Origin of the sequence: Haloarcula pellucida (genome assembly GCF_014647235.1) — an archaeon.
In the GTDB taxonomy this organism is placed as follows: Archaea; Halobacteriota; Halobacteria; order Halobacteriales; family Haloarculaceae; genus Haloarcula; species Haloarcula pellucida.
Genome location: NZ_BMOU01000005.1, coordinates 228,710 through 251,985 on the forward strand (window position 1 = coordinate 228,710; position 23,276 = coordinate 251,985).

Annotated in this window: 24 protein-coding genes and 2 pseudogenes; 14 read left to right on the forward strand and 12 right to left on the reverse strand. The window is 64.7% G+C overall.

Annotated elements, in window-relative coordinates; translation table 11 throughout:
- Window positions 1-45 precede the first annotated feature (45 nt).
- The 5 genes from IEY28_RS15770 (at window position 46) to IEY28_RS15790 (ending at window position 5,316) form a co-directional block, all read left to right on the forward strand.
- A complete protein-coding gene (locus tag IEY28_RS15770) occupies window positions 46-1,524 on the forward strand; it encodes an Hvo_1808 family surface protein (RefSeq protein WP_188999919.1) in 1,479 nt (492 codons plus the stop codon).
- On the forward strand, window positions 1,517-2,845 hold the full coding sequence (locus tag IEY28_RS15775) for an Hvo_1808 family surface protein (RefSeq protein ID WP_188999922.1): 1,329 nt from the start codon (window positions 1,517-1,519) through the stop codon (window positions 2,843-2,845). The genes IEY28_RS15770 and IEY28_RS15775 overlap by 8 nt, the downstream gene beginning before the upstream one ends.
- Before the next feature lie 226 nt (window positions 2,846-3,071).
- Window positions 3,072-3,269, forward strand: a complete 198-nt coding sequence (locus IEY28_RS15780; RefSeq protein WP_229783169.1) for a hypothetical protein — start codon at window positions 3,072-3,074, stop codon at window positions 3,267-3,269.
- Between the two features lie 90 nt (window positions 3,270-3,359).
- Window positions 3,360-4,526, forward strand: a complete 1,167-nt coding sequence (locus tag IEY28_RS15785) for a nicotinate phosphoribosyltransferase (RefSeq protein WP_188999925.1) — start codon at window positions 3,360-3,362, stop codon at window positions 4,524-4,526.
- 505 nt (window positions 4,527-5,031) lie between these two features.
- A complete protein-coding gene (locus IEY28_RS15790) occupies window positions 5,032-5,316 on the forward strand; it encodes a DUF6360 family protein (protein ID WP_188999928.1) in 285 nt (94 codons plus the stop codon).
- 36 nt (window positions 5,317-5,352) lie between these two features.
- Here the strand turns inward: IEY28_RS15790 and IEY28_RS15795 are convergent, their stop codons facing one another.
- Both IEY28_RS15795 and IEY28_RS15800 read right to left on the reverse strand, forming a co-directional pair.
- On the reverse strand, window positions 5,353-5,712 hold the full coding sequence (locus IEY28_RS15795) for a hypothetical protein (RefSeq protein WP_188999931.1): 360 nt from the start codon (window positions 5,710-5,712) through the stop codon (window positions 5,353-5,355).
- 34 nt (window positions 5,713-5,746) lie between these two features.
- Window positions 5,747-6,397: a glycine zipper domain-containing protein gene (locus IEY28_RS15800; RefSeq protein WP_188999934.1), complete on the reverse strand. Its 651-nt coding sequence runs from the start codon at window positions 6,395-6,397 to the stop codon at window positions 5,747-5,749.
- Window positions 6,398-6,890: 493 nt separating this feature from the next.
- On the opposite strand from IEY28_RS15800, the gene IEY28_RS15805 reads away from it, so the two are divergent.
- Together IEY28_RS15805 and IEY28_RS15810 are read left to right on the forward strand one after the other, a co-directional pair.
- On the forward strand, window positions 6,891-7,190 hold the full coding sequence (locus IEY28_RS15805; RefSeq protein ID WP_166967801.1) for a CPCC family cysteine-rich protein: 300 nt from the start codon (window positions 6,891-6,893) through the stop codon (window positions 7,188-7,190).
- A 34-nt stretch (window positions 7,191-7,224) separates the two neighbouring features.
- Window positions 7,225-8,100, forward strand: a complete 876-nt coding sequence (locus IEY28_RS15810) for a DUF7351 domain-containing protein (RefSeq protein WP_188999937.1) — start codon at window positions 7,225-7,227, stop codon at window positions 8,098-8,100.
- On the opposite strand, the gene IEY28_RS15815 is transcribed toward IEY28_RS15810, so the two are convergent.
- Entirely contained in the window at window positions 8,097-8,675 is a 579-nt protein-coding gene (locus IEY28_RS15815) for an NADPH-dependent FMN reductase (protein WP_188999940.1), read from the reverse strand. The genes IEY28_RS15810 and IEY28_RS15815 overlap by 4 nt on opposite strands.
- A gap of 76 nt (window positions 8,676-8,751) precedes the next feature.
- Window positions 8,752-9,606 (reverse strand): ZIP family metal transporter, encoded by an 855-nt coding sequence (locus IEY28_RS15820; protein ID WP_188999942.1) that lies wholly within the window; start codon window positions 9,604-9,606, stop codon window positions 8,752-8,754.
- Between the two features lie 87 nt (window positions 9,607-9,693).
- Between IEY28_RS15820 and IEY28_RS15825 the strand changes: the two genes are divergently transcribed.
- Window positions 9,694-11,049: an arylsulfotransferase family protein gene (locus IEY28_RS15825; protein ID WP_188999944.1), complete on the forward strand. Its 1,356-nt coding sequence runs from the start codon at window positions 9,694-9,696 to the stop codon at window positions 11,047-11,049.
- 1 nt (window position 11,050) lies between these two features.
- Here IEY28_RS15825 and IEY28_RS15830 read toward each other — a convergent pair whose 3' ends face one another.
- A complete protein-coding gene (locus IEY28_RS15830; RefSeq protein WP_188999947.1) occupies window positions 11,051-12,187 on the reverse strand; it encodes a site-2 protease family protein in 1,137 nt (378 codons plus the stop codon).
- Window positions 12,188-12,415: 228 nt separating this feature from the next.
- Here IEY28_RS15830 and thiE point away from each other — a divergent pair, with 228 nt between their 5' ends.
- Entirely contained in the window at window positions 12,416-13,060 is a 645-nt protein-coding gene (gene thiE / locus IEY28_RS15835) for a thiamine phosphate synthase (protein ID WP_188999950.1), read from the forward strand.
- Here thiE and IEY28_RS15840 read toward each other — a convergent pair whose 3' ends face one another.
- Window positions 13,061-13,309, reverse strand: coding sequence for a glutaredoxin family protein (locus tag IEY28_RS15840; protein ID WP_166967787.1), 249 nt, complete (start codon window positions 13,307-13,309; stop codon window positions 13,061-13,063).
- A gap of 82 nt (window positions 13,310-13,391) precedes the next feature.
- Here IEY28_RS15840 and IEY28_RS15845 point away from each other — a divergent pair, with 82 nt between their 5' ends.
- Complete coding sequence (locus IEY28_RS15845; RefSeq protein ID WP_188999953.1) at window positions 13,392-14,345, forward strand: oxidoreductase; 954 nt, start codon at window positions 13,392-13,394, stop codon at window positions 14,343-14,345.
- A 33-nt stretch (window positions 14,346-14,378) separates the two neighbouring features.
- Complete coding sequence (locus IEY28_RS15850; RefSeq protein WP_188999956.1) at window positions 14,379-15,464, forward strand: hemolysin family protein; 1,086 nt, start codon at window positions 14,379-14,381, stop codon at window positions 15,462-15,464.
- Here the strand turns inward: IEY28_RS15850 and IEY28_RS15855 are convergent.
- Window positions 15,405-15,578, reverse strand: coding sequence for a hypothetical protein (locus IEY28_RS15855; RefSeq protein ID WP_188999958.1), 174 nt, complete (start codon window positions 15,576-15,578; stop codon window positions 15,405-15,407). The two genes, IEY28_RS15850 and IEY28_RS15855, sit on opposite strands and share 60 nt — an antisense overlap.
- Before the next feature lie 132 nt (window positions 15,579-15,710).
- Here IEY28_RS15855 and IEY28_RS15860 point away from each other — a divergent pair, with 132 nt between their 5' ends.
- Together IEY28_RS15860 and IEY28_RS15865 are read left to right on the forward strand one after the other, a co-directional pair.
- Window positions 15,711-17,102, forward strand: a complete 1,392-nt coding sequence (locus IEY28_RS15860; RefSeq protein WP_188999961.1) for a sugar porter family MFS transporter — start codon at window positions 15,711-15,713, stop codon at window positions 17,100-17,102.
- 105 nt (window positions 17,103-17,207) lie between these two features.
- Complete coding sequence (locus IEY28_RS15865) at window positions 17,208-17,369, forward strand: ribbon-helix-helix protein, CopG family (RefSeq protein ID WP_166967779.1); 162 nt, start codon at window positions 17,208-17,210, stop codon at window positions 17,367-17,369.
- Between the two features lie 16 nt (window positions 17,370-17,385).
- Here IEY28_RS15865 and IEY28_RS15870 read toward each other — a convergent pair whose 3' ends face one another.
- From IEY28_RS15870 to IEY28_RS15885, 4 genes and pseudogenes are all read right to left on the reverse strand, one after another.
- A complete protein-coding gene (locus IEY28_RS15870) occupies window positions 17,386-18,618 on the reverse strand; it encodes an MBL fold metallo-hydrolase (RefSeq protein WP_188999964.1) in 1,233 nt (410 codons plus the stop codon).
- Window positions 18,619-18,643: 25 nt separating this feature from the next.
- Window positions 18,644-19,288, reverse strand: a complete 645-nt coding sequence (locus IEY28_RS15875; protein ID WP_188999967.1) for an SOUL family heme-binding protein — start codon at window positions 19,286-19,288, stop codon at window positions 18,644-18,646.
- Window positions 19,289-19,616: 328 nt separating this feature from the next.
- The gene (locus IEY28_RS15880; RefSeq protein WP_476729785.1) at window positions 19,617-19,931 is read right to left on the reverse strand and encodes a WNWW family protein; all 315 of its coding nucleotides are present in this window, start codon (window positions 19,929-19,931) and stop codon (window positions 19,617-19,619) included.
- Window positions 19,932-20,047: 116 nt separating this feature from the next.
- Window positions 20,048-20,179: pseudogene (locus IEY28_RS15885) on the reverse strand (sulfurtransferase); the annotation flags it as partial.
- 2 nt (window positions 20,180-20,181) lie between these two features.
- On the opposite strand from IEY28_RS15885, the pseudogene IEY28_RS15890 reads away from it, so the two are divergent.
- Window positions 20,182-20,493, forward strand: a pseudogene (locus tag IEY28_RS15890) (DUF302 domain-containing protein); the annotation flags it as partial.
- 1,217 nt (window positions 20,494-21,710) lie between these two features.
- On the opposite strand, the gene IEY28_RS15895 reads toward IEY28_RS15890, so the two are convergent.
- Window positions 21,711-22,964 (reverse strand): phospholipase C/P1 nuclease family protein, encoded by a 1,254-nt coding sequence (locus IEY28_RS15895; RefSeq protein ID WP_188999973.1) that lies wholly within the window; start codon window positions 22,962-22,964, stop codon window positions 21,711-21,713.
- Between the last annotated feature and the right edge of the window lie 312 nt (window positions 22,965-23,276).

Here is a 23,276-nt window from a genome sequence, read left to right on the forward strand (position 1 = left end):
CTCTGAGCGTGTGACTTTTCACCGCGCTCCCCCTCGATACGGTAGATGCGCCGCCAGTCTGTCGCCCTTCTGTGTGCCGTGACGCTCCTCCTCGCCGGGTGTCACGGGTTCGAGAGCAGCCTCGGCGCTCCCGAACAGCCGGCGACAGCGACGCCGACAGCGGACACGGTGTTCACGCTGGAACTCGTATCGAGCGGGAGCGGCGACAACGCCCACGCGAGCGAGACGGCCCGACCGGACCCCGAGACGGACGTCCGTGGCTGGGAGAACGGGGTCTGGCACAACGAGACGCTGGCGGTGACCAGCGAGGACGGCCTCAACGAGAGCGAACGCGCCGCCGTCGTCGCCCGGTCGATGGCCCGCGTCGAGTTCGTCCGCGAACTGGAGTTCGAGCGGACGGTGGCCGTCGAGGTCATCTCCCGTGAGGCGTACCGCAATCGGACCGGCGGGAGCGACCCCGGCGAGTCGCTCCGCCGGTTCGACAACGCGAAGTTCGAGGCGCTGTTCCTCGTCGGCGAGGGCCGGGACTCTATCGCGGTCCAGCGGAGCGAACTCGGCGAGAGCGTGCTGGGGTACTACAGTCCCAGTCGCGAGGCCATCGTCCTCGTCTCCGACGCGGAGACGCCGACCGTCTCGGAGTCGACGCTTGCACACGAACTCGTCCACGCCCTGCAGGATCAGCAGTTCGGTCTCGACAGCGACGCCCGGACTCGCGATGCCGTACAGGGGTACAACGGCCTCGTCGAGGGCGACGCGGTGGCGACGACCGATAGCTACACCGCTCGCTGTGGCGTCCAGTGGGAGTGTCTGTCGAGCGAACCCGGTGCAAGCGGCGGCGGCGACCGGCACTTCGGACTTGGCTTTCTCCTGTATTTCCCGTACAGCGACGGCACTGGGCTGGTCGACGACCGCCGGGAGCGCGGTGGCTGGGCGGCGGTGAACGACGCGTACGACGAGGCGCCCGACGGCGCTCGCGAGGTCATGGCCCCCGGCGAGTACCCCGACTGGGAGCCACGCGACGTGCAACTGGCCGACCGGTCGACCGACGAGTGGGAGCGAGTCAGGCCTTCGGGCCGCCCGGACTACGCCGTCGTCGGCCCCTCGGCCATCGCCGCGACGATGGCCTACACGCTCGCCGACGACTACAACGAGTCGGCCGTCGTCGCCCCCGACGAGGTGTTCAACTACGACGGGCGGTCACTCGACAGTGCCGACCCGTACGACTACGCCCTCCCCGCGACGACCGGATGGTCGGGCGGCCGGATGCACGTCTACACGAACGGCACGGAGACGGCCTACACCTGGCGTACTGTCTGGTCGACCGAGCGCGACGCCGAGGCGTTCGCCCGGGCGTGGGCAGCCGTCCTCAGCCACTGGGGCGGGACACGGACTGCCGACGGAACGTGGGTGCTGGCCGAGTCGAGTCCGTTCGCCGACGCCGTCGCCGTCCACGTCTCCGGCGACACGGTCACCGTCGTCAACGCGCCGACCGAGCGCGAACTGAACGAGGTCTACGATGCGTAAGGAACTACTACTCGCACTGACTGTCGTCCTCGCTGGCTGTACCGTCCCCGCCTTCGGCGGCAACGACCACCCCGACGCCCCGAACGGCGAGGACAGCATCGGTTGGGAGAACGGGTACTGGTACGACGACCCCGTCGACGTGACGACCGACGACGGCCTCAACGAGAGCGAACGCGAGGCCGTCACCGCCCGGACGATGGCCCGCGTAGAGCGGATTCGGGACCGCGAGTTCACCGAGACGGTCCCCGTCGAGGTCGTCTCGCGGGCCGAGTACCGCAACCGTTCGCGGGGCAACGGCAGCGGTGCCGGCCCGCCCGAGGACCCGTGGAACGATCAAGTGTGGGAGTCGCTGTTGCTCATCGGCGAGGACTCGGGGAGCAGCGAGACCATCGACGACACGCTCTCGACCTCCGTGCAGGGCTTCTACTCGCCGAGTCGTGACGAGATAGTCATCGTCAGCCCCACCGAGACGCCCCACATCGACCGGCGGACGCTGGCACACGAACTCGTCCACGCCCTGCAGGACCAGCAGTTCGGACTGAACGGGTCCGCCGAGACCCAAGACCAGCAGCTAGCCCGCGACGGCCTCATCGAGGGCGAGGCGAACTACGTCCAGGCACTGTATCAGCGACAGTGTGAGGGCGACTGGAACTGTATCACCCGCCCCGACCGGAACAGTGGCGGTGGCGGTGGCGGCCCGCAGAACCCCGGGTTGTTCACGGTCATCTACCAGCCCTACGCGACGGGACCGTTCTTCATCGACGCCATCTACGACGACGGCGGGTGGGACGCCGTCGACGCCATCTACGACGAGTACCCGGAGAGCACCGAACAGGTCATCCACCCGAAGAAGTACCCCGACGAGGAGCCCGAGAACGTCACCGTCCCGGACCGCTCGAACGGCGAGTGGAACCGGTTCGACCACGACCCGGTGGCCGACACCGTCGGCGAGGCCTCTATCTTCGCGACGATGTACCACAACAACCAGACCGACGCCAACCGCTACCGCTACCAGAGCGAACCGTCGGCGGGGTGGGCCGGTGACAGCGTCGTCCCCTACCACAACGGGTCGGGTGCCGGCGGCTACGTCTGGGTGAGCACGTGGGACTCCGAAAAGGACGCCCGCCAGTTCGCACAGGCCTATCGGGCCGCGCTGGTCGAGGAACACGGCGCGACCCAGCCACGGGCGAACGTCTACGTCGTCCCCGACCCAAGTCCCTTCGCGGACGCCTTCCGAATCAGCCGGTCTGGCGATACCGTCCGCATCGTCAACGGGCCGACCGTCGACGACCTCGCGGACATCCATCGGCCGCGCGGATGAGCGGACGACGAATCCCGCGACGACGAGTATCGCGAAGGTCGGCGACCCACGCTGCCTGTCCCGCTCGGCCCGTCAGCGGGGCTGTGGCGTCCGGGCCGTAGTAGACAGTGACCGAGTCGCCAGCGTGGTATCTGGTCCAGCGTGCACGCAGCGCGACGGCGTCACCGATGCTATCAGTTAGCTGATTGCACAGATTCATATAGATCGAATTACATCTATAGTGTAGATGCAACCGACGATGTCCGCATCAGCGACGGACCGAGACGAAGCGTCGTACGCCTGCCCCCTCTGTGACCACTCCGGGGAGACGGCAACGGACGTCTACGTCCACCTGCAGGTCTCACACCGCAAGAGCGAGATAAGCGAGGCGCTCATCGAGGCGATTACCGACGACCGTACTCGGTCCGAACTCGCCGAACAGTAGTCGAACGGCGCTGCGACCGCTATCGAACCAGTGTGACCGTGACGACCCGTGGACCGGGGTCCTTTTTGAACTACCTGCCGAAAGCGAGGTATGAGCGAGGAGTTCGACGTCGTGCCGCCCGAGGCCATCCGAGAGGGGCGGGCGACCGACGCCTACTTCGACCGGACGATGGAGGCACTGGACCACGCCGGCAAGAACCCCGACGTGGTCGCAGAGGTGACGGCCAACCAGTTCGCTACCGGGACGTGGAAGCTACTGGCGGGGCTGAAAGACGCCGCCGGACTGCTGGCGGGGCGCGCGATAGACGTCGACGCCCTCCCCGAGGGCCAACTGTTCGACGGCGGCCCAGTCATGCGAATTGAGGGCCCCTATCAGGAGTTCTGTCGGCTCGAGACGGCGCTGCTTGGCTTTCTCTCGCACCCGACCGGCGTAGCGACTCGGGCACTGGAAACCCGGCACGCAGCGCCCGACTCGACGGTGCTGTCGTTCGGTTCGCGGCACGTCCACCCGTCGCTGGGCGCGATGATCGAGCGCTCGGCCCTGCTGGGCGGACTGGACGGCTTCTCGAACGTCGCCGCCGGCGACGTCCTCGGTCGCGAGGCCGGCGGAACGATGCCCCACGCGCTGGTCATCTGCTTCGGTCGAGGCCACCAAGAGGCCGCGTGGCGGGCCTTCGACGAAGCCGTCCCCGAAGAGACGCCCCGCATCGCGCTGACCGACACCTACTCTGACGAGGTGGACGAGGCCCTGCGGGCCGCGGCGGCGGTCGAGGACCTAGACGGCGTGCGCCTCGACACGACCGGCTCTCGGCGCGGCGACTTCCGCTACATCGCCCGAGAGGTCCGCTGGACGCTGGACGCCCACGGCCACGAAGACGTGGACGTCTTCCTCTCGGGCGGCCTCGGCCCCGAACAGCTCCGGAATCTGCGGGACGTGGCCGACGGCTTCGGCGTCGGAAGCTACGTCTCGAACGCCGACCCGCTGGACTTCTCGCTCGACATCGTCGAAGTCGACGACGAACCGGCCGCAAAGCGCGGGAAGTTGACGGGGAAGAAGTCGGTGTACCGGACCGCAGACGGCGGCCACCACGTCGGTCTCGCCGGCCGCGAGGGACCGGCAGACGCCGAGTCGCTCATGGAACCCCTGCTCCGGGACGGCGAACTAGTCCGCGAGTTCGACCTCGACGCGGCCATCGAGCGCGCCGCCGCCGACGCCGAGGCGGTCGGGTTTGCGAGCGAGAACCGCGAAGCGGAGTAACCCACCACTCGTCGCCGGCGGGATGACCGACGGTTTCTGACGACGACGCAACCGACTGTTGCTGCCAGTGACACAGCCGCCCAGTTTCTGCTGACGACGCAACCGACTGTTTCTGCCAGTGACACAGCCGCCCAGTTTCTGCTGACGACGCAACCGACTGTTTCCGCCGGTGACGCAAACCGACTGGGTGGACTGAAAGGGGCCGGGCGGTCGCGTCGGAGAGAAGTCGCCTGCTCGACCACTATCCGAGCGAGGCACGAGCGAGGATATGTCGGGCAGCGACCGCGACCGGTCGGGGGCTTTCGACATCACGGTTACGGAAACGCTCTCAGCGGACCGGTCGGGGGCTTTCGACAGCACGGTCACGGAAACGCTCTCAGCGGACCGTCCGGGGGCTTTCTACGCCGCTGGAGCGGTATCGCTGTCACACCGGACGAGCGGTTGTCCACGTTCGCAACCGAACCGAGTGACCGGGGTTAAGTTCACAGCGACGCTACGAGCGGACATGGCAGACCGCATCATGAAAGTCAACGCGTACACCACCTTCGACCTGCTAGACGGCACGGTGGAGGGCCACGGCTTCGACGAGGAGGCGCTGGCGGTGCTGAACGTCACCGCACCCCGGAAGAACCCCGACCACGTCGAACTGCAACTGGAGATGGACAACACACAACTGGACGCGGTGAAGCCCCACGCCGACACGGTCACGCTCTCGGCGGCACAGGCCCGCGAACTCGCCGCCGAACTCGAAGAGTACGCGGAGAAAGTCGAGACCGCACAGTCCGAGTAGGGGCGTCGGGAAGGGGTTCTACCGTGCGCAGGCGAGTTACCGTGTTGCTGTGACGCTTCGGGCAATCTTGTCGAGTCCCGCAAGTGCCGTGAGGAGCACACCGGCGACAAAGTAGTTCGCTCCTTGCACTTCCACGCCCCACAACCAGATGAGTGTCTGAACGAGAACGATAAACACGACGCCAGCGTACGCGAGGTACTTCTTAGACAATTTATAGTACAGCGAATAGAGTGCATAGATGCCGACCGCGTAGAAGACTCCAAAAAAGATGCCAGTCTGAAATGCAACGCTATCGAATCCGACATTGTAATGGATCAACAATCCACTCCCAATAGTTTCAGCTATTGGGCCGATAAGTATACACAGCACCCACGGTGGATACTCCGAATCAGGCATGAAATTCAAGTTTCAGGTGTTGTTTTAGATACTGTTATGGATTAGGTATAAATATATGGCTGTCAGGCTTGACAGCGGTCGGAATCATTCCATCTGCATCTCGGTCGTTCCAGTATCCGGAGTACTGGTATCGTATCGCGGGAGCATAAGCCCCATATCCACCGATGTCCTGATCAACAGCAGCAATAGTTGCCGTTTCAGTGTCATATCCCATCGAGATGAGGCCGCCAACGGCACCCCCAATAAACCCACCAAAGGCCGCACCAGCTGTACTCCCTTCTGGACCAACAATGCTTCCAACGAGAGTACCGAAAGCACCACCAACCGCCGCTCCGCCGACCACTGATAGTGGTTTGGTAGCATCAATTGTCCCACCAGCAAAGTAGTGCTCTGGATATCCACTAATCGATTGGCATTCTTGACCAATGGGGAAGTCGTAGGCATCCCACCGGTCAATCCAATCCGGAGCAGAGGGTAACCGGCCGATATCTTGCGTTGTGACTCCGTCTTGGCGCATAGCTGCCTGGGTTGACTCGTCTACTCTGTCGAGTTTCAACTGACCGTTCTCTACTGCTCCAACGAATCGGGTAGTAGTGTCTTCCTTTCTATCGTGTGCTGTTACGAGTACGGACTCTACTGTTGTCTGGCTAGTTGCGTTAACCCCATTATCTACCTGTGGTTCCACTTCAAACACCCAGCGGGACTTAGTTTGCCGAGGAGTGTGGGAGCGACGACCACGCTCAGTGCGGTTAGACGGAGCGCGTTCTCCGTTGGAGGCAGATACAGTACCTGAAACGGTAGTAATCCCGGCAGCGGCACCGACTTTTCGAAGGAAGCTTCGTCTGGTATTAGCCATCGTAGGCATATTACATTAACTTCGGTACTGTCAAAAAAAAAGAGTTTACCAGTGAAACATTCATATTCAGTTACTTTTATCAGCTATGAGAAAAGGAGGTCTGTGACCATGAAATGGTATTCAAAGCGAGCTTTTGAAGCTGCATTTAATTATTAGTATTTGCTGAAGTGAGAAATAGTGATTTCTTCGGCGCAGACCTGCGAACTCGAAGAGTACGCGGAGAAAGTCGAAGCCGCACAGTCCGAGTAGAGCGCTTTCTTGCGGTTTGTCGGCGTGTGAACGACCCGGTGGTTCTTTGATGTGTCGCCACTTACCACGGGCCATGTCGACCGACGCGCCCGGGAACCCCGCGGCACGGGAACTGGGGTACTGCCCGTGCTGTGGCTACCGGACACTACCGAAAGGACGGCCGGGGTCCTACGAGGTCTGCCCGGTGTGTCACTGGCTCGACGACCCGACCCAGTTCGGCGACGTCGACTGCGTCAGCGACACCAACCACGTCTCACTGGCGGCGGCGCGAGAGAACTTCCGCGAACACGGGGCCTGTGACCCCGACGAAGTCGAGTCCTGCGTCTCGCCCGACGGGTTCGACCGGGACCCCAACTGGCCGTACGACAGGTAAATCACTATTACCGACCGGTGGCAACGCGCCGGGTATGGGCGAACAGCGACGGGCGGACATCTCGCCGGAGGAAGCGTTCGCGCTGGTGGGCCACGAACTCCGCATCAGCATCCTTCGAGCGCTGGGCGAGGCCGACGGCCAGCGGCTCTCGTTTTCGACACTGCGTGAGCGTATCGGTGAGCGTGACAGCGGGAAGTTCAACTACCACCTCTCGAAGTTGGAGGGGCGGTTCGTCGCGAAGACCGACCGAGGAGTGTACGCGCTGACCTACCCCGGTCACCGAGTCGTCGATGCCATCCACAACGGCGCGTTCCACCGACAGGACGGCGTCGACGCCGAGCCAGTGTCGGGGTCGTGTCTCGACTGCGGGGGTGGGCTGGCATTTACCTACGACACGCTCGAAGGCGGTCGGGTCGCCTGCGTCGAGTGTGGGCGGCGGCATCTGCGTCACCCCTTCGACCCCGGCGGACTGGTCGACCGGAGCGGCGACGAGATCGGGCGCGTCTTCGACCGGGTGGCACGCAACACGTGGGCACAGGCACAGACAGACATCTGTCCGGTCTGTGCCGGACACGTCAGGCGGTGGCTCAGAACGGACGCACCACCGAAGGCCGTCGCCGTGCCGGGGCATCCCGTCACCGTCGGCTTCGACTGCCGGCAGTGTAGCTACCACGGGAACGTCCCCACCGGGGTACTCCTGTTGTCACACCCGGCGGTACGGGGCTTCTGTTACGAGAACGGGGTCGACCTCCGGAGCGAACCGCTGTGGGAACTGCCGTTCGTCGTCGACCCGGACGCCGTCACGGTGCGCGACGACGACCCGTGGGAGGTGGCGGTGACCGTCGCCGTCGGGGACGAGGAGCGTGTGGCCGTCGTCGACGAGACGCCGACGGTCACGGCGTTCGATTAGTCGTCAGCGGGGGCGCCGGGGCACTGCTCGGCGGGATGGCTGGGGTCGATACCGGCGTAGGCGACGGCCCGTTCGCCCAGTTCGGTCAGTCGTTCGCGGTCCGCGTCGGGGAGTGCCCCGTCGATAGCGTGCGAGTCGGTGATGGCGGCCTGATGGGGGAGCACCCACGCCTCGAACGCCCGACAGACGCTTCTGAGATGTTCGAGGGCGGGGAGGGGGAAACTGCCACCGGAGACGGCCAGCAGACCGACCGTGGTGTCGTCGAACTCGTCGAAGCCACAGTAGTCGAGCGCCGTCTTCAGCGGCGACGAGTATGACCCGTGGTACATCGGCGTTCCCAGCAGTACCGCGTCGGCGGCCTCGATACGGTCCGTGAGCGCCTCGACGTCGGCGGGCGGGGTCGCGTTCGGGTCGAACGCGGGCAGGTCGTACTCACGCAGGTCCAGCAATTCGGTTCTGGCACCGCGTTGACGGGCGGCCGCGAGGGCACACTCGGTCGCTTTGCGGGTGACACTTCCGTCGTTCAGGCTCCCGGCGACGCCGACGACCAACGGCCGGGACGGGGTCGATGACATAGGAGAGTCGAGGGGCGACCCCTCCCTTAATGTTTCCAGACCTACAGTTCTGTAGCCGCGTTTACTGAAACTCAGTTCAGGCGGCCAGCGAGACGTCCAGATACAACATGACGATAGCGCCGCCCATCAGCCCCAGCGTCGCGATGCGCTCGTGACCGTTCCGGTGGGTCTCGGGGATTATCTCGTCGGAGATGACGAACAGCATCGCACCCGCTGCAAAGCCCATCGCGTAGGGGAGCAGCGGTTCGACGAGGGTGACGGCGACGGCGCCCAGAACCGCCAGCGGGATCTCGACCACGCCCGCTCGGATGCCCGCGACGACGGCGTACAGGCGCCTGTCGAGGCCGGCGTTGATGGCCGCCACCGACACCGCCAGCCCTTCCGGGATGTTCTGGATGCCGATGGCGAGCATCAACGCGAGCGCGCCGCCGAGTTGCGACGGGTCGCTGGCCGCCGCGCCGAACCCGACGCCGACAGCGAGCCCCTCGGGCATGTTGTGGAGCGTGATGGCGAGGATGAACAGGACGACGCCGGCCAGTCGCTGGTCGTCGACTGGCAGCGTCTCGCTCTGGCCGGCGGCATCGGTCCGCTTACTCCCGGTCAGGAGGTAGTGGGCGTGGGGCAGGAAGCGGTCGGCCTGGTCCAGAAAGAGCGCGCCGAGGCCAACGCCGACCAGCGTCGGAATCGGGTTCCCGCCGGAGTACTCCTCGATGCCGGGGATGATGAGACTCGTGAACGCCGCCGCCAGCATGACGCCGGCGGCAAACCCCAGCGCGGTGTCGAGTGCCTCCTGCGAGGGGTCTCGCCACACCAACACGAGCGACGCCCCGAAGAGGTTCAACGTCGCGATGACGAGGCCGCCGACCAGTCCCAACACGAGCGGGTCGGTGCCAAAGAGCGACGAGAACGTCTCGGCGAATCCTGACTGCATGGTCGTTGCCTGCGGGACGCCGACCTTTGTAGCTACCGTCCGAGGACCCCGGAAGGCTTTTTTCTGCCGTCGGCGGAGACGGGGGTGATGGAACGTGCCACGCGCGGTGTCGCTCTCGTCGGCCTCAGCCTCCTCCTCCTCGTCGGAACGCTCGCGGTCGGCGCGGCGACGGCACCGGACCGCGGTATCGGCGGCGACGGCAGCGAGGGCGCGACGCTCGTCGGGTCACAGGGCGGCGGCCCCGGATGGCACGAGAAGGGGAGCGTCTACCTCGTCGAAGACGGCTCTATCGCGTGGCGCGAGGGCAGCGCCGACAGCTACTTCGACGTGACGATGCTGCCGGACGGCACCGTGATGGCCGGGTTCATGCACTCGGGCTACGAGTCCGGGTGTGGCCCCTACGACGACCCCTGTACGAAGACCGGGTTCCGTATCATCGACCCCGACGCCGAGGGCGGGCCGAGCGTCGTCTCCGAGTACGCCTTCCCGGTCCGCACCGCGAAGAACAGCGAGACCCACGACGTCGAACGGCTGGATTCGGGCGAGTACCTGCTCTCGGACATGGAACACGAGCGGATATTCACCGTCCGGAACGAGACGGTGACGTGGCAGTGGAACGCCTCGTCGTTCTACGACGCGCCGCCGGACGTGACCGAGCGCGATTGGCTCCACATCAACGACGTCGACGCCGTCAACCAGACCCACTACCTCGTCTCGGTTCGCAACGCCAACCAGATTCTCCTGATAGAACGCGGCGAGGGCGTCGTCGAAGTGATAAACGAGGACCGGGGCGGCGACGACAGTTCCTGTCTGGGCAACGGGCAACTCTCGGACTTCGACGGCGACGGCGACGTGCGCTGTGGCAACCCCGAGCTACTCGACCACCAACACAATCCCCAGTGGCTGGGCGAGGGCGCGGTTCTGGTCGCGGACTCGGACAACGACCGCGTGGTCGAACTCCACCGCGAGGACGGCCGCTGGGAACCGGCGTGGACGCTCGAACGGGCGGGCGGCATCGACGTCCACTGGCCCCGTGACGCCGACAGACTGGACAACGGCAACACGCTGGTCACGGACACCCTGAACAAGCGCGTCTTCGAGGTGACGCCGAACGGCACCGTCGTCTGGAGTACGGGGACCCCAAGCGACTCGCCGATTCCCTACGAGGCCGAGCGACTGCCGGAAGGCGAGCGTGCCGGGGCACAACAGTACGGGACGGCAGACGGCGAGAGCGGGGCCGGGACCGCCACCGAAGCGGCGACCGGCACCGGGACGGCCACCGACGGCGGGCGGATTCCGGGCCTCTCGCTGGCGCTGGTCGGCGTCCGAGCGGTGGCCCCGTGGATACCGTTCTGGTTCGGCGAGGCCCACCTCGCCCTCTCGTTCGTCGCGATAGTCGGCGTCGCCGCCGGGAGCGTCGACTGGTATCGCCAGCGGGACTGACTCAGAACGGGCCCGACGTCCCGACCAGCCGTCGCATCTCCATCGCCGACGCGAAGTCCGCCCGGGTGACGACGTGAACGCCGTCGGGGCCCTCGATGAGGGCCGCGCTGGCCCGGGCCGTATCGAGTTCCACAAGCGCGTCGAACGCGGGACTGTCGGCGGCCATCCGGGGCAGGTCCGTCTCCATCAGGTCGGCGACGGTGTCGGCCTCGCGCTCGGCCTTCGAGAGGGCGCGGAAGTCCTCGATGGTGACGACTCCGATCACCTCGCCGTTCTCTGTGACGGTGAACTCCGAGGAGCGGTCGGCGAACATCCGGTCGACCAAGTCCTCGATGCTGGCGTCGGCCTCGACGGTCAGAGCCACGGGTCGGGCGACGTCGCCGACTGTGAGGCCGTCGAGCAGGTCAGACAGGGCGACAGTCCGGGACTCGCCGGTGGCGGCGGCGTAGATGAACAGTGCCAGTAGAATCAACAGCGGACTAAAAGTCAGCGCTCCGAAGACGGCAAAGAGCACGGCGAAGGCCGTCCCGATACGGGCGGCGATGCGGGTCGCGGAGGCGTAGGGACGGTTCCGCGCGAGCAGCGCCCGCAGGACCCGCCCCCCGTCCATCGGGAACGCCGGGACCATGTTGAACACCGCAAGCAGGACGTTCGTCACGGCCAGCCACCCGACGACGAACAGCGTGACGGTCGCACTGGCCGGGAGCGCGAGCACTCCGGCGTAACAGACCGCGCCGACGGCGACGCTGGTTATCGGGCCGGCGACGGCGATCCAGAACTCCCGGTTCCACTCTCTGGGCATCTGCTTGAAACTCGCCAGCCCACCGAGAATCCACAGCGTGATCGACTCGACTTCGAGGTCGTAGCGCATCGCCGCCCACGCGTGGCCGAGTTCGTGGAGGGTGACGCTGACGAACAGGCCGACGGCGGCGAGCGTGCCGACGAGCCACGGGGTCGTTCCGGCCTGCAGGCGGACGAGGTCGAGTTCGGTCCCGGCGAGACCACCGACGATGCCGGCGTAGAACTCTATCTGTGCACCGCTCCCGATGAGCCACGCGAGTACCGGCAGAAAAACCAGTAGGGAGATGTTGACACGAATAGGAATCCCCCACACTGTCGTGATGTGGTAGTTTCGCACGCTCGAACGGATGGGTGGGAAACGGTAATATCTTCGGCTCAGATCCCGGGGACTCGGGCCCCGAGGGCGGCGGTGGTGGCCGCGAGGTGTCTCACAGTGCGCCGACGAGCAGGCCGACCACGAGCGAGAGCAGCGAGGACCACGCGACACCGTTCGGCGACCAACGAACAGCGTCTTTGCCGGGCCGAGAGCACAAGAGTGAGAACGATGCCGGGCCGAGCCGTCCATATGGTCGACTGGGACGTGTATCTGGTGACGGGCGAGTCGCTGTCGGCGGGCCGGACCACCCGCGAGATAGTCCAGCGGGCAATCGAAGGCGGCGTCGGCGTCGTCCAGTTGCGCGAGAAGGGCCGAACCGTCCGCGAGCGCTACGAGATGGGCCGCGAGATCCGGGCCCTCACCCGCGAGGCCGGCGTTCCCTTCGTCGTCAACGACAGAATCGACCTCGCACAGGCACTGGACGCCGACGGCGTCCATCTGGGCGACGACGACCTGCCGGTCTCGGTCGCCCGCGAGATACTGGGCGAGGACGCCATCATCGGCCGCTCGGTGTCGTTCGTCGCGGACGCCGAAGCCGCCGAAGCGGCCGGCGCGGACTATCTGGGCGTGGGGACGGTGTACCGAACCGGGTCGAAAGACGACATCCCCGACGAGGAACACGGCGTCGGCCCGGAGCGAGTCGCAGACATCGCCGCCGCTGTCGACATCCCCATCGTCGGCATCGGCGGCATCACGGCCGAGAACGCCGCCGAGGTGAGCGCGGCAGGGGCCGACGGTGTCGCGGTCATCACCGCCATCACGCGGGCCGAGGACCCCGAAGCGGCGACGGCGGCGCTCCGCGAGGCCGTCGAACGAGGGAGAGTCGAGCGGTGACTACGCGGTCAGTTTCCGTCTGAGTCGCCGCTCGTCGACGCGGTACTTGAACGCCGGGGACCCGTCGAGCAGGACGTACGGGACCCGTTCGCCGTACTCCTCGCGCAGTTCCTCGTCGGTGTCGACGTCGACCAGCGAGAGGTCGAGCGCGACGCCCTCGTCGTCGGCGACTCGTTCGATAGTGTCGATAGCCTCCTCGCAGAGGTGACAGTCCTCGCGCGTGTACACCGTGACCGACACGTCGCTCATCACCCGGCCGTACCCGCTCGACGGGCAAATGCCCATCTGTTTCGCCGAGGGGTTTCTGTGTGTTCGTCCCCAACGACGGGCTATGGCAGGGTGGACCGCCGACGATATGCCGACGATGGAGGACAGGACCGTGGTCGTGACCGGGGCCAACAGCGGCCTCGGCTACGAGGGAACGAAAGCGTTCGCCCAGAAGGGCGCGACCGTCGTGATGGCGTGTCGGAGCGTCGACCGGGGCGAACGGGCGGCCTCGGAGATTCGCCACGTCGACGGCAACGCCGACCTCGACGTCCGGGAGTGTGACCTCGCCGACCTCGACAGCGTCGCGGCGTTCGCCGAGGGCGTTCGCGAGGACTACGAGGCCGTCGACGTCCTCTGTAACAACGCCGGCGTGATGGCCATCCCCCGACAGGAGACGGCCGACGGCTTCGAGATGCAACTGGGGGTGAACCACCTCGGCCACTTCGCGCTGACGGGCCGCCTGTTCCCAGCCTTGCGGGCGAGCGACGGCGAGGCCCGCGTCGTCACGCAGTCCTCGGGCGCCCACGAGATGGGCGAGATGGACTTCTCGGACCTCCAGTCCGAACGGGACTACGGGAAGTGGGCGGCCTACGGCCAGAGCAAACTGGCGAACCTCCTCTTTGCCTACGAACTCGACCGGCGACTCGACGACCACGGCATCGACGACGTCCGCAGCGTGGCCTGTCACCCGGGCTACGCCGACACGGACCTCCAGTTCCGCGGCCCGCGCGAGATGGGGTCGTCGCTCCGGATGGCCGGGATGAAAGTCGCCAACGCGCTGTTCGGCCAGTCGGCCGCACAGGGGGCGCTCCCGATGCTGTACGCCGCGACGGCCGACGACGTCCTCGGCGGCGAGTACGTCGGCCCAGACGGCCTGTTGGAGATGCGCGGCCATCCGGAGTTCCAGCAGTCCAACGAGGCGTCCAGAGACGAGGGCGACGCCGACCGTCTCTGGGCGGTCTCAGCGGAGTTGACCGGCGTCGCGTACGACTTCGAGACGGCGACGATACAACACTAGCTTTTTCCACGGACGCGGCTGAACTGCCGGGCGATGCAACCCGTCGAGATAGCGGTCAGACTGCTGGCCGGGGTCGGGCTCATCCTCACCAACGGCTTCTTCGTCGCCATCGAGTTCGCCCTGACGCGGGCTCGGCAGTTCACCGAAGACGAGTTCGTCAGCGACGGCAACGCCGCCTTGGAGCGCGCGTGGGAGATGACGAACGACCTCGAGATATATCTCACCACCTGTCAGGTCGGCATCACCGCCTCCTCCATCGCGGTGGGTATCGTCGCCGAACCCGCGCTCGCCGTACTGTTCGAACCGGTGTTCACCGAGTCGCGACTCGCCGGTATCGGTCTCGGAGCCGCCATCGCCTTCCTCATCATCAACCTCGTCCACCTGACCCACGGCGAGCAGACGCCGACGTATCTGGGGGTCGAGCGGTCGCGGTTCGTCTGTCGCTACGGCGCGACGCCGCTGTACTGGTTCAACTGGCTCATCTCGCCGCTCATCACGCTCGGGGACGCCGTCGCGAAGTGGACGCTGCGACTGTTCGGCATCGAGATGACCGGCGCGTGGCTCGAAACCGAGGAGGACGTCATCGAGTCCCGGGCCGACCTCCGGAACAAACTCGGGTCGGTACTGAACGAGGGCGGCCTCTCGGAAGAACGCCGCGAGGAGGTGCTTGCGGCGCTCCACGCCGGCGACCAACAAGTCCGGGACGTGATGGTCCCCGCCGAAGACATGGTCGTCCTGTCGACGAGTCTCGACGAGACCGAGAACGCCCGCCGAGTCGCCGAGACGCCCCACACGCGGTACCCGCTGGTCGGCGAGGACCTCGATGACTTTCTGGGCATCGTCTACGTGCCCGAACTCGTCCGCGAACACGGCGAGGAACCGATCGACGGCACCGTACTCGGCGGTATCGACCTCGAATCGATCGCGGCCCCGCCGATGGCGATGACCGCAGAAACAAGCGTCAGCGACGCCATCGACCGGTTTCAGGCAGAGAGTCAGGAACTCGCGCTCGTCCTCGAAGACGGCGAAGTACTCGGGATGCTCACCGTCACCGACGCGCTAGAGGCCGTCGTCGGCGACATCCGTGACCCGATGGACGAACAGGCCGGCGTCGCCTAGCGCGTCGACGCGGTCGTTCTCCGGGCCGCCGACGCCGCGCCCGACGTGGCCCAGCGCGCGGGAGTCACTGATCGGTACCGCCGCTCCCGTGACCACGGGACCCGGATGTTTCATGTAGAAATAACGTATACTATATACATAGATTGTTTCGAAATCGCCGTACGTGATGGGTCATATGTTATTAAATATGATTGATAGATCCGAACGATTCATAACGGACTTCCAACTATGTGGAAGATGTACATCATGTCAACAGCAGACATCCGGAGCGTCCTGCGCGGAGGCGGAGACCGGTTCATCTACCTCACGTCCGCGCTGGCCGCACTGAACGGTCTCCTGTTCGGGTTCGACACAGGCATCATCTCGGGGGCGTTCCTCTACATCAACGACACATTCACGATGTCGCCGCTGGTCGAGGGCATCGTGATGAGCGGCGCGATGGCCGGCGCCGCACTGGGCGCCGCCGTCGGTGGAAAACTGGCAGACAGACTGGGGCGTCGCAGACTGATACTCCTCGGGGCTGGCGTGTTCTTCGTCGGGTCGCTGACGATGGCCATCGCCCCGTCCGTCCCGGTGCTCGTCGCCGGCCGACTGATAGACGGCGTGGCCATCGGCTTCGCCTCTATCGTCGGCCCGCTGTACATCTCCGAAATCGCGCCGCCGCGCATCCGCGGGGCGCTCACCTCGCTGAACCAACTGATGGTCACCGTCGGGATTCTGGCGTCGTACTTCGTCAACTACGCCTTCGCCGACGCCGGCGCGTGGCGCTGGATGCTCGGCACCGGGATGATTCCGGCCGTCATCCTCGCGGTGGGGATGCTCAAGATGCCCGAGAGCCCCCGCTGGCTGTTCGAACACGGACGGAAGGACGAGGCCGAGGCCGTCCTCCAGCGGACCCGACAGGGTGACGTAGACGAGGAACTCGAAGAGATAGCCGAGACCGTCTCGAAGCAGTCCGGCACGGGCGTCCGGGAACTCCTCAAACCGTGGCTCCGCCCGGCGCTGATCGTCGGTCTGGGACTGGCCGTCTTCCAGCAGATCACCGGCATCAACGCGGTCATCTACTACGCGCCGACCATCCTCGAATCGACCGGGTTCGGGAGCACCACCTCTATCCTCGCGACGGTGGGCATCGGCGTCATCAACGTCGTCATGACCGTCGTCGCCATCGCGCTCATCGACCGCGTCGGCCGCCGCCTCCTGTTGCAGGTCGGCATCGGCGGGATGGTCGTCACGCTCGGCGTCCTCGGGACGGTGTTCTACCTCCCCGGGTTCGGCGGCGCACTCGGCTGGATCGCCACGGCGAGCCTGATGCTGTTCGTCGCGTTCTTCGCCATCGGCCTCGGGCCGGTGTTCTGGCTCCTCATCTCGGAGATCTACCCGCTCGCGGTCCGCGGGAGCGCGATGGGGACCGTCACCGTCGCCAACTGGGGGGCGAACCTGCTCGTCTCGCTGACTTTCCCGATGCTGACCGCGGGCGTCGGCAAGCCCTCGACGTTCTGGCTGTTTGGCGCCTGCAGTCTGGTCGCACTGCTGTTCACCTACCGACTCGTCCCCGAGACGAAGGGGCGCTCGCTGGAGGCCATCGAGGCGGACCTCCGCGAGAACATCGGCACACCCACAGAAGCCGCGGACTGAAGCGCGGTCACCCCTGTCCTCGACCGGCAGACGGGCCGTGTCACACGAACGCAGGACACCCGTCTGACGAGAGTATTTACCCACCCGTACCCTGTTTCGAATCCGATGAACGAGACGTTCCTCGACCTCGAAGAGGTCGAACTCGAACTGGACGAGGCGTTGCTCGAAGCGGTCGACGAGAAGGCGTTCGCGGACCACCGCGACAACCGCGACGCCGCGATACGGGACCTGCTCGACGAGTGGCTGAAGCGTCGCGACGAGGAGTGAGGGCTGTCGTCGACGGTCAGAGCCCGACGGCCTCGCCGAGTGCGGGCGCGCTGGCCGTGAAGCCGTCGGCACGCAACTCCTCTGCGAAGGCCGCCGTCCGGTCGCCGTGGTTGATGAGGACCGGCGTCTCCCGGTAGCTATCGAGGAATTCGAGCAGGCCGTCGCGGTCGGCGTGGGCCGAGAACTGGTGGAGTTCCACCTGCGCACTGACCGGCATCACGCGCCCGTCGAGTTCGGCGCTGCCCGTCTCTAGCAGTTCCCGACCGGGCGTCCCCTCGACCTGATACCCCGTCAGCGCCACCTTGTTCGTCGGGTGCTGTCGGATGGCTGGGACGTAGGTCATCGCCGGGCCGCCCGAGAGCATCCCGCTCGTCGTGATGATGACGGTGTTTTGCTTCGCGATGCGTTTTCGCTGGCCGTCACGACCGTCGACGAAGCGCGCAGACGACGTCGCGCCGGCCAGCGCGTCGGCGTCACGCAGGAACTCGGGGTGACGCTTCAGTTGCGTCGTGACTCGCTGGCCCATCCCGTCGACGTAGCAGTCCACGTCGTGGGCGGCACAGACGAGCATCGCCTCCTGCGTGCGGCCGATGGCGAAGGCGGGGACGACGACGGTACCGCCCTGCCAGACGGTCTGCTGGATGCTCTCGGCGAACCGTCGCTCGACGGCGTCACGGGCCTCGTGGGTCACGTCGGAGTAGGTCGACTCACAGATTACGGCGTCGGCCTCGGGACGCGCGGTGGAGGGAGCGACGAGTCGCTGGTCGCCGGTGTGGAAGTCGCCGGTGTACAGGAGACGGGTGTCCCCATCGTCGACGAGGACGTGTGCGCTCCCGGGGATGTGTCCGGCGTTGTAAAGCGTCACCTCGTAGCCGGCCGCCTCGAAGGACTCGCCGTAGCCGTGAGTCACGGAGGCCTGTGTGAGTCGGCGCACGTCGGTGTCGGTAAAGGGACAGCGCGGGGTCGAGCCGTGAAGTTTCAGCGTGTCTTCGGCGAGCGTCGTCGCGAGGTCACGGGTCGGCGGCGTCCAGTGGACCGGCGGCAGGTCGCCACTCGACATCAGTGCGGGGACGGCCCCGACGTGGTCGAGGTGGCCGTGGCTCACGACGACGGCGTCGGGGTCCACGTCGCCGACGGGGTACTGCGGCGGTGACTCGCTTGCCATTCCGTAGTCCAGCAGGAGACTGTCGTCGACGAGCACGGCGCTCCGGCCGATCTCGTCGGCACCACCGAGGAACTGGACCTCCATCGGCGTCGAGTACGGCCCTCGTCGGTTAGTGTTCGTCGGTCCAGTTGCCACCGTCGGCGACGTCGACCTCGACTTCGTTTCGCCGCATGAACGGCGGCGTCCACGGGTCGTTGTACTGGAGGACGACGGGGTCGCCGCGGGTTTCGATACCTCGGTCGGCGAGCGTCTCCAGTAGCGCCTCGCGTTCGCCGGCGACGCGGTCGGCGGTGGCGTACCACCCGAACGCGCGGACCGCGGCCGTCCGCGGCGGGTCGACGACGAGGCGGACGGTGGAGTCCGTCGGTGCCGGTGCCGTCGCCGGGGTGTACTCCGCGGGGAGGTAGAACGCCATCGTGACCGGGCCGTCGTCCGCGTCGTCCGTGCGGACCGGCGCCGTCATCTCGACGGTCGCGCCGTCCGTCGCGACGGGTGCCGTCATATCGACATCCTCGCCCGCCTCGTTCTCGCCGGAGATGTACCGGAACAGGCGGCGGAACGCCGCGCCGGCGGTGGGCGCCGTCGTCTCGACGAGGACCGTGCGGGGATAGCGGCGTATCTCGACGCCGTCGAACTCGTCGAGCGTCTCGTAGGGGACGCGTTCTGTCGTTCTAGTTATATACAGACCCCAGCCGACCCAGAGCATGACGGCGGCGGTGAGCGTCGCGAAGAGTTTGCGGGTTCGTGCGGCCATACGAGGAGAGACGCACCCCGGTCACAAAGAATGTAGGCGAGCTAATGGTTCAGGAGCGTAGCGTCGCAGTCTCGCGGTATGTGTTCCTTGTTAGCACCCGGATTGAGGCGCGGTACCAATAGCACATAAACAATTATTATGATTGGGCGATAAGGTGAACCTGTCATGGCGACACGCCAGCAGACACCGACGACGTACCACACGTGCAGCTGCGGTGAGGACTTCGACACGACCGAGGACCTCCTCGAACACGCACGAGAGGCGCACGGACTGAGCGTATTCTGACTGGCGTCGCGGTCCCCGTTTTTTTTACACCTCGGAGCGACGGCTACGACCGCGTATCGACGTCCGGTCTGACGCTGAACCGGGCGTAGCCGCCGTGAGAGAGGTCGAGCGCCCCCAGCCACCAGTTCCACCGCTCGACGAGCGTGTAGTCGCCGGGGGCGTCCTGTAAGTTCCGGACGACGGTGTCGACGGTCAGTTCGCCGTCGAAGTCGGCGTCGAACTGCCCGGCCTCGGCCAAGTCGCGGGCCTGTCGCGCGACGACGGCGACCGGTTCGTCGTCCGCGTCGAACGTCTCGCACAGCACCGCTTCGAGTTCCTGTCGGTCCACACGGTGTGCTTGGCGGCCGTGCTCTTCAATCCACGGCTAGGATACGTCAGCGTGTGTGCTGAACGGAACGAGCGTGTCGGTGTCGTGACTGCTGTTAGTCGAAACTCACCGACCTGCGCGCAAAGAAAGCAGTGACGTTAGAACCCTTAGCTGCCCTTCTCGATGGGGGCGCCGACGAGGTTGCCCCACTCCGTCCAGGAGCCGTCGTAGTTGATGGTGTCCTCGTAGCCCAGCAGTTCGTGGAGCGCGAACCAGGCGACGGAGGAGCGCTCGCGGATGAGGGTTCGGCGTCCTCTGTGACATTGACGTGCGGGCGACGCTACAAGTGAAGCTCCGCGATGATTTCCGCGACGACAGAATTCTCGGCGCGTGCAATCCATCGCTCGTTCACGAGGCACTGGAGGCGGAGCTCGAACTCGGCGCGTTGCTCCCGTGTAACGTGACCGTCTACGACGAGGGCGGCGACGGCGTCGGTGACAGCGCCGTCGATCCGGCGGCCCGAACCGGAGCTGTCTCGCTCAAAGCAACGACTCCTGGTTCACCGGCTACCGATCCCTCGTCGAGCCGATGTCACGTCGTCAGACCGCGATGATCCATCAACCACAGAGAATTTTACTGAGACGCACACCGCAAAAAACATGCGCTCCGCTGGATTGGTCGGACTCGCTGCTCTCCTCGTGCTTTCCGCCGGGTGTCTCGGGTGGGCTAATCCGCCAGAACCCACGATAGAGATACCGCCTACGACCGCCGCACAGGGAAGTACCGTGACGGTCGAGGTGACGGCCCATCACGTATCTAACGTTGGAGTGTGGAGACCTCCATATTTAATAGATGGACGAAACAGCGAACCAGAGGTGGCATTAGACGTAACCAACGCAACCATTAAACCGCATACCTCAGTGATTACGGAGAGTGCAAATACAACGAATGACGCGTATTGGAGGTGGGACGAAAGGCAGCAGAACGTCACACTACAGCTTCCGATTGTCGTCCCAAGGGACGCCCACCCCGGGCTGTACAAGTACAGACTCGTAGCAGACGCAGGGGAACCCGGGTGGTCCGAGTCCGAAGTCGTCAACGGAACTGTCAGAGTGTCGAATGCTTCTCGAAGATGAGCAAAGCAACTACTATCTATTTACCAGCGCTCAACTGGTTGATCCGACAGTCACGTCGTTGTACCGCGATGACCCGTCAACCACAAAAATTTTGCTGAAACACACACCGCAAAAATATGCGCTCCGCTGGATTGGTCGGACTCGCCGCCCTCCTCATGCTCACCGCGGGGTGTCTCGGGTGGGCTAGTTCGCCAGAACCCTCGATAGAGATACCGCCAACGACCGCCGCACAGGGAAGTACCGTGACGGTCGAGGTGACGGCCCACCACGTATCTAACGTTGGAGTGTGGAGCCCACCCCGTTTAATGGACGGACCAAACCATGGACCCGAAATCACGTTAGATGTCGCCAACGCGACCGTCGACCCCCACGCACCAGTGACTACAGAGAACCCAAATATTTCGAGTGAATTATACTGGAATTGGGGCAAAACGCAACAGAACGTCACGCTACACATCCCGATCGTCGTCCCAGAAGATGCTTACCCTGGGCATTATAAATATAAACTTGTGACAGACGAAGGGGAACCGGGATGGTCCCCAGCGTTACTGGCGAACGGAACTGTCAGAGTGACGAGCGCATCCCAGCAGTAGAGGAAATAGTTCTAGCTGATATCGAAGTAATACGAATGGGTTGTGCAGTTGCCTCTTCCGTCAAAATATTTGAAGCAATAGCTCTGTTGTTACCGTCCACTCTAGCTTCGAAGCCGATTGAACATCCCCTTGATATACAACGTGGCCGCCTGCAATCTGTTCTCGGTGATTTGCTCTAGATTGTAGTCGTGCCTCCAGTTATCAGTGTTGTAGATCGTCCAGTAGACCGTCTCGGCCTTGTGAGACGCGTCTGCGAGGTCCTTGGTAGCGGAGTCGAGATTGAGGACGTCGAAGTGAGATCCGTTCTCGAAGTCGGATTTCACGTCCCCCCAGACATCGTTCATGGCCCACTTCGCATACGCGTGGTGAATCGGCGTGCCACCCGTCGACTCCTGTGCCGCGTAGTTGCCGGCTTGCTGGTACTCCATCCCGGTGTGGAGCGGTTGCGCACAGTCGGCCACGTAGTGGCTCGCGTACGCGGTCTTGTTGTACGCGTCCTCCCAATCGTCGTAGTTAGGGTGGGAGACGTCGAGTTCCGACTCGGCGGCTTGCATGTTCTGCTTGGCCATCTTCGGGGCCCGGCCGAGACCCATATCTGGGTTGTAATAGTGCTTCTCCGAGTGGATCGTCTTCTTGAAGTAGTTCCTCCCGATGAACCCACTCGTCCAATCGGGTGCCGAGTAGTCATCTATGTCCGGTTGCCGGGCGTTCTCCTTGATCCCATCCCTATACGTACTACTGACCCCAACAGCACTTGCAGATAGCCATGTGATACCGTCGTGATGGCCCCTTTTCCATTGAACGTCGACAGATCTCTCACCGCGCGAGCGAGCGAGACCGTCGTTGACGACTGTTGCTACCTCTGCGATGTCGGTTTCGCCACCATCAGCTGAAACGATCGCAGTGGACCGGTCAGTAGAACCGGTCCGTCCGCCGTGACTGCGACGACCTCCGCGAGAGGATTCCGAGGCTAGGTTCAGGTACGTGTCTCCGTTCTTCGTTCGTTGTGTGACGGGGTACTTCCGTCGAAGTTCCTTCAGGGCGTCGCTGGCCTCGTCCGCTCGTCGATCCGAATAGCCAGTTTCCGCCAGGTGCCCGAAAACGACGTCGTCCGAGGCGGCGAGCAGCGGCCAGTGACGAGTGAGAGACTTCAGTTCCTGACCGACGTGAACTTCCGAAACGTCAGGGTGAAGCGGTTCGTAGGTTTCCGGATCGAGTGGCTCAGCGTCGACAGGGGATTTGGAGCCCCCGTCCCCGTCCGGCGAACCTGCGACCGTCCCGGCACTCGCGAGGCCGGTTGCTACGATTCCAAGTGATTTCAACGCGTGCCGTCTGGAGCAGGATCTCTTGTCCATTTTATCTCCATTTCATCTATCATGTCTGTCCAGTATGATTTTTCCATATATTTTTCCGTATATTTTTGTTAGGTTGTGGCGAAATTGTCTGTTAGTAATTGTCTCGTCTTCGACGCAACGAATTGCTATGGCGGACTGGAGACGAACGGCGCACTATCTTCAATTCCCCGCCACGAAAGAAAATCGAGCGCGATCGAGCGACCCAGTTACTCGGCGCCGAAGGCGCCCTACAGACACCCAGCCGTACTTCAAGGACCGGTCGTCAACCACTAGTTCCACCTTCACCACGGGTCGCCCTGCGGGCACCCCGTT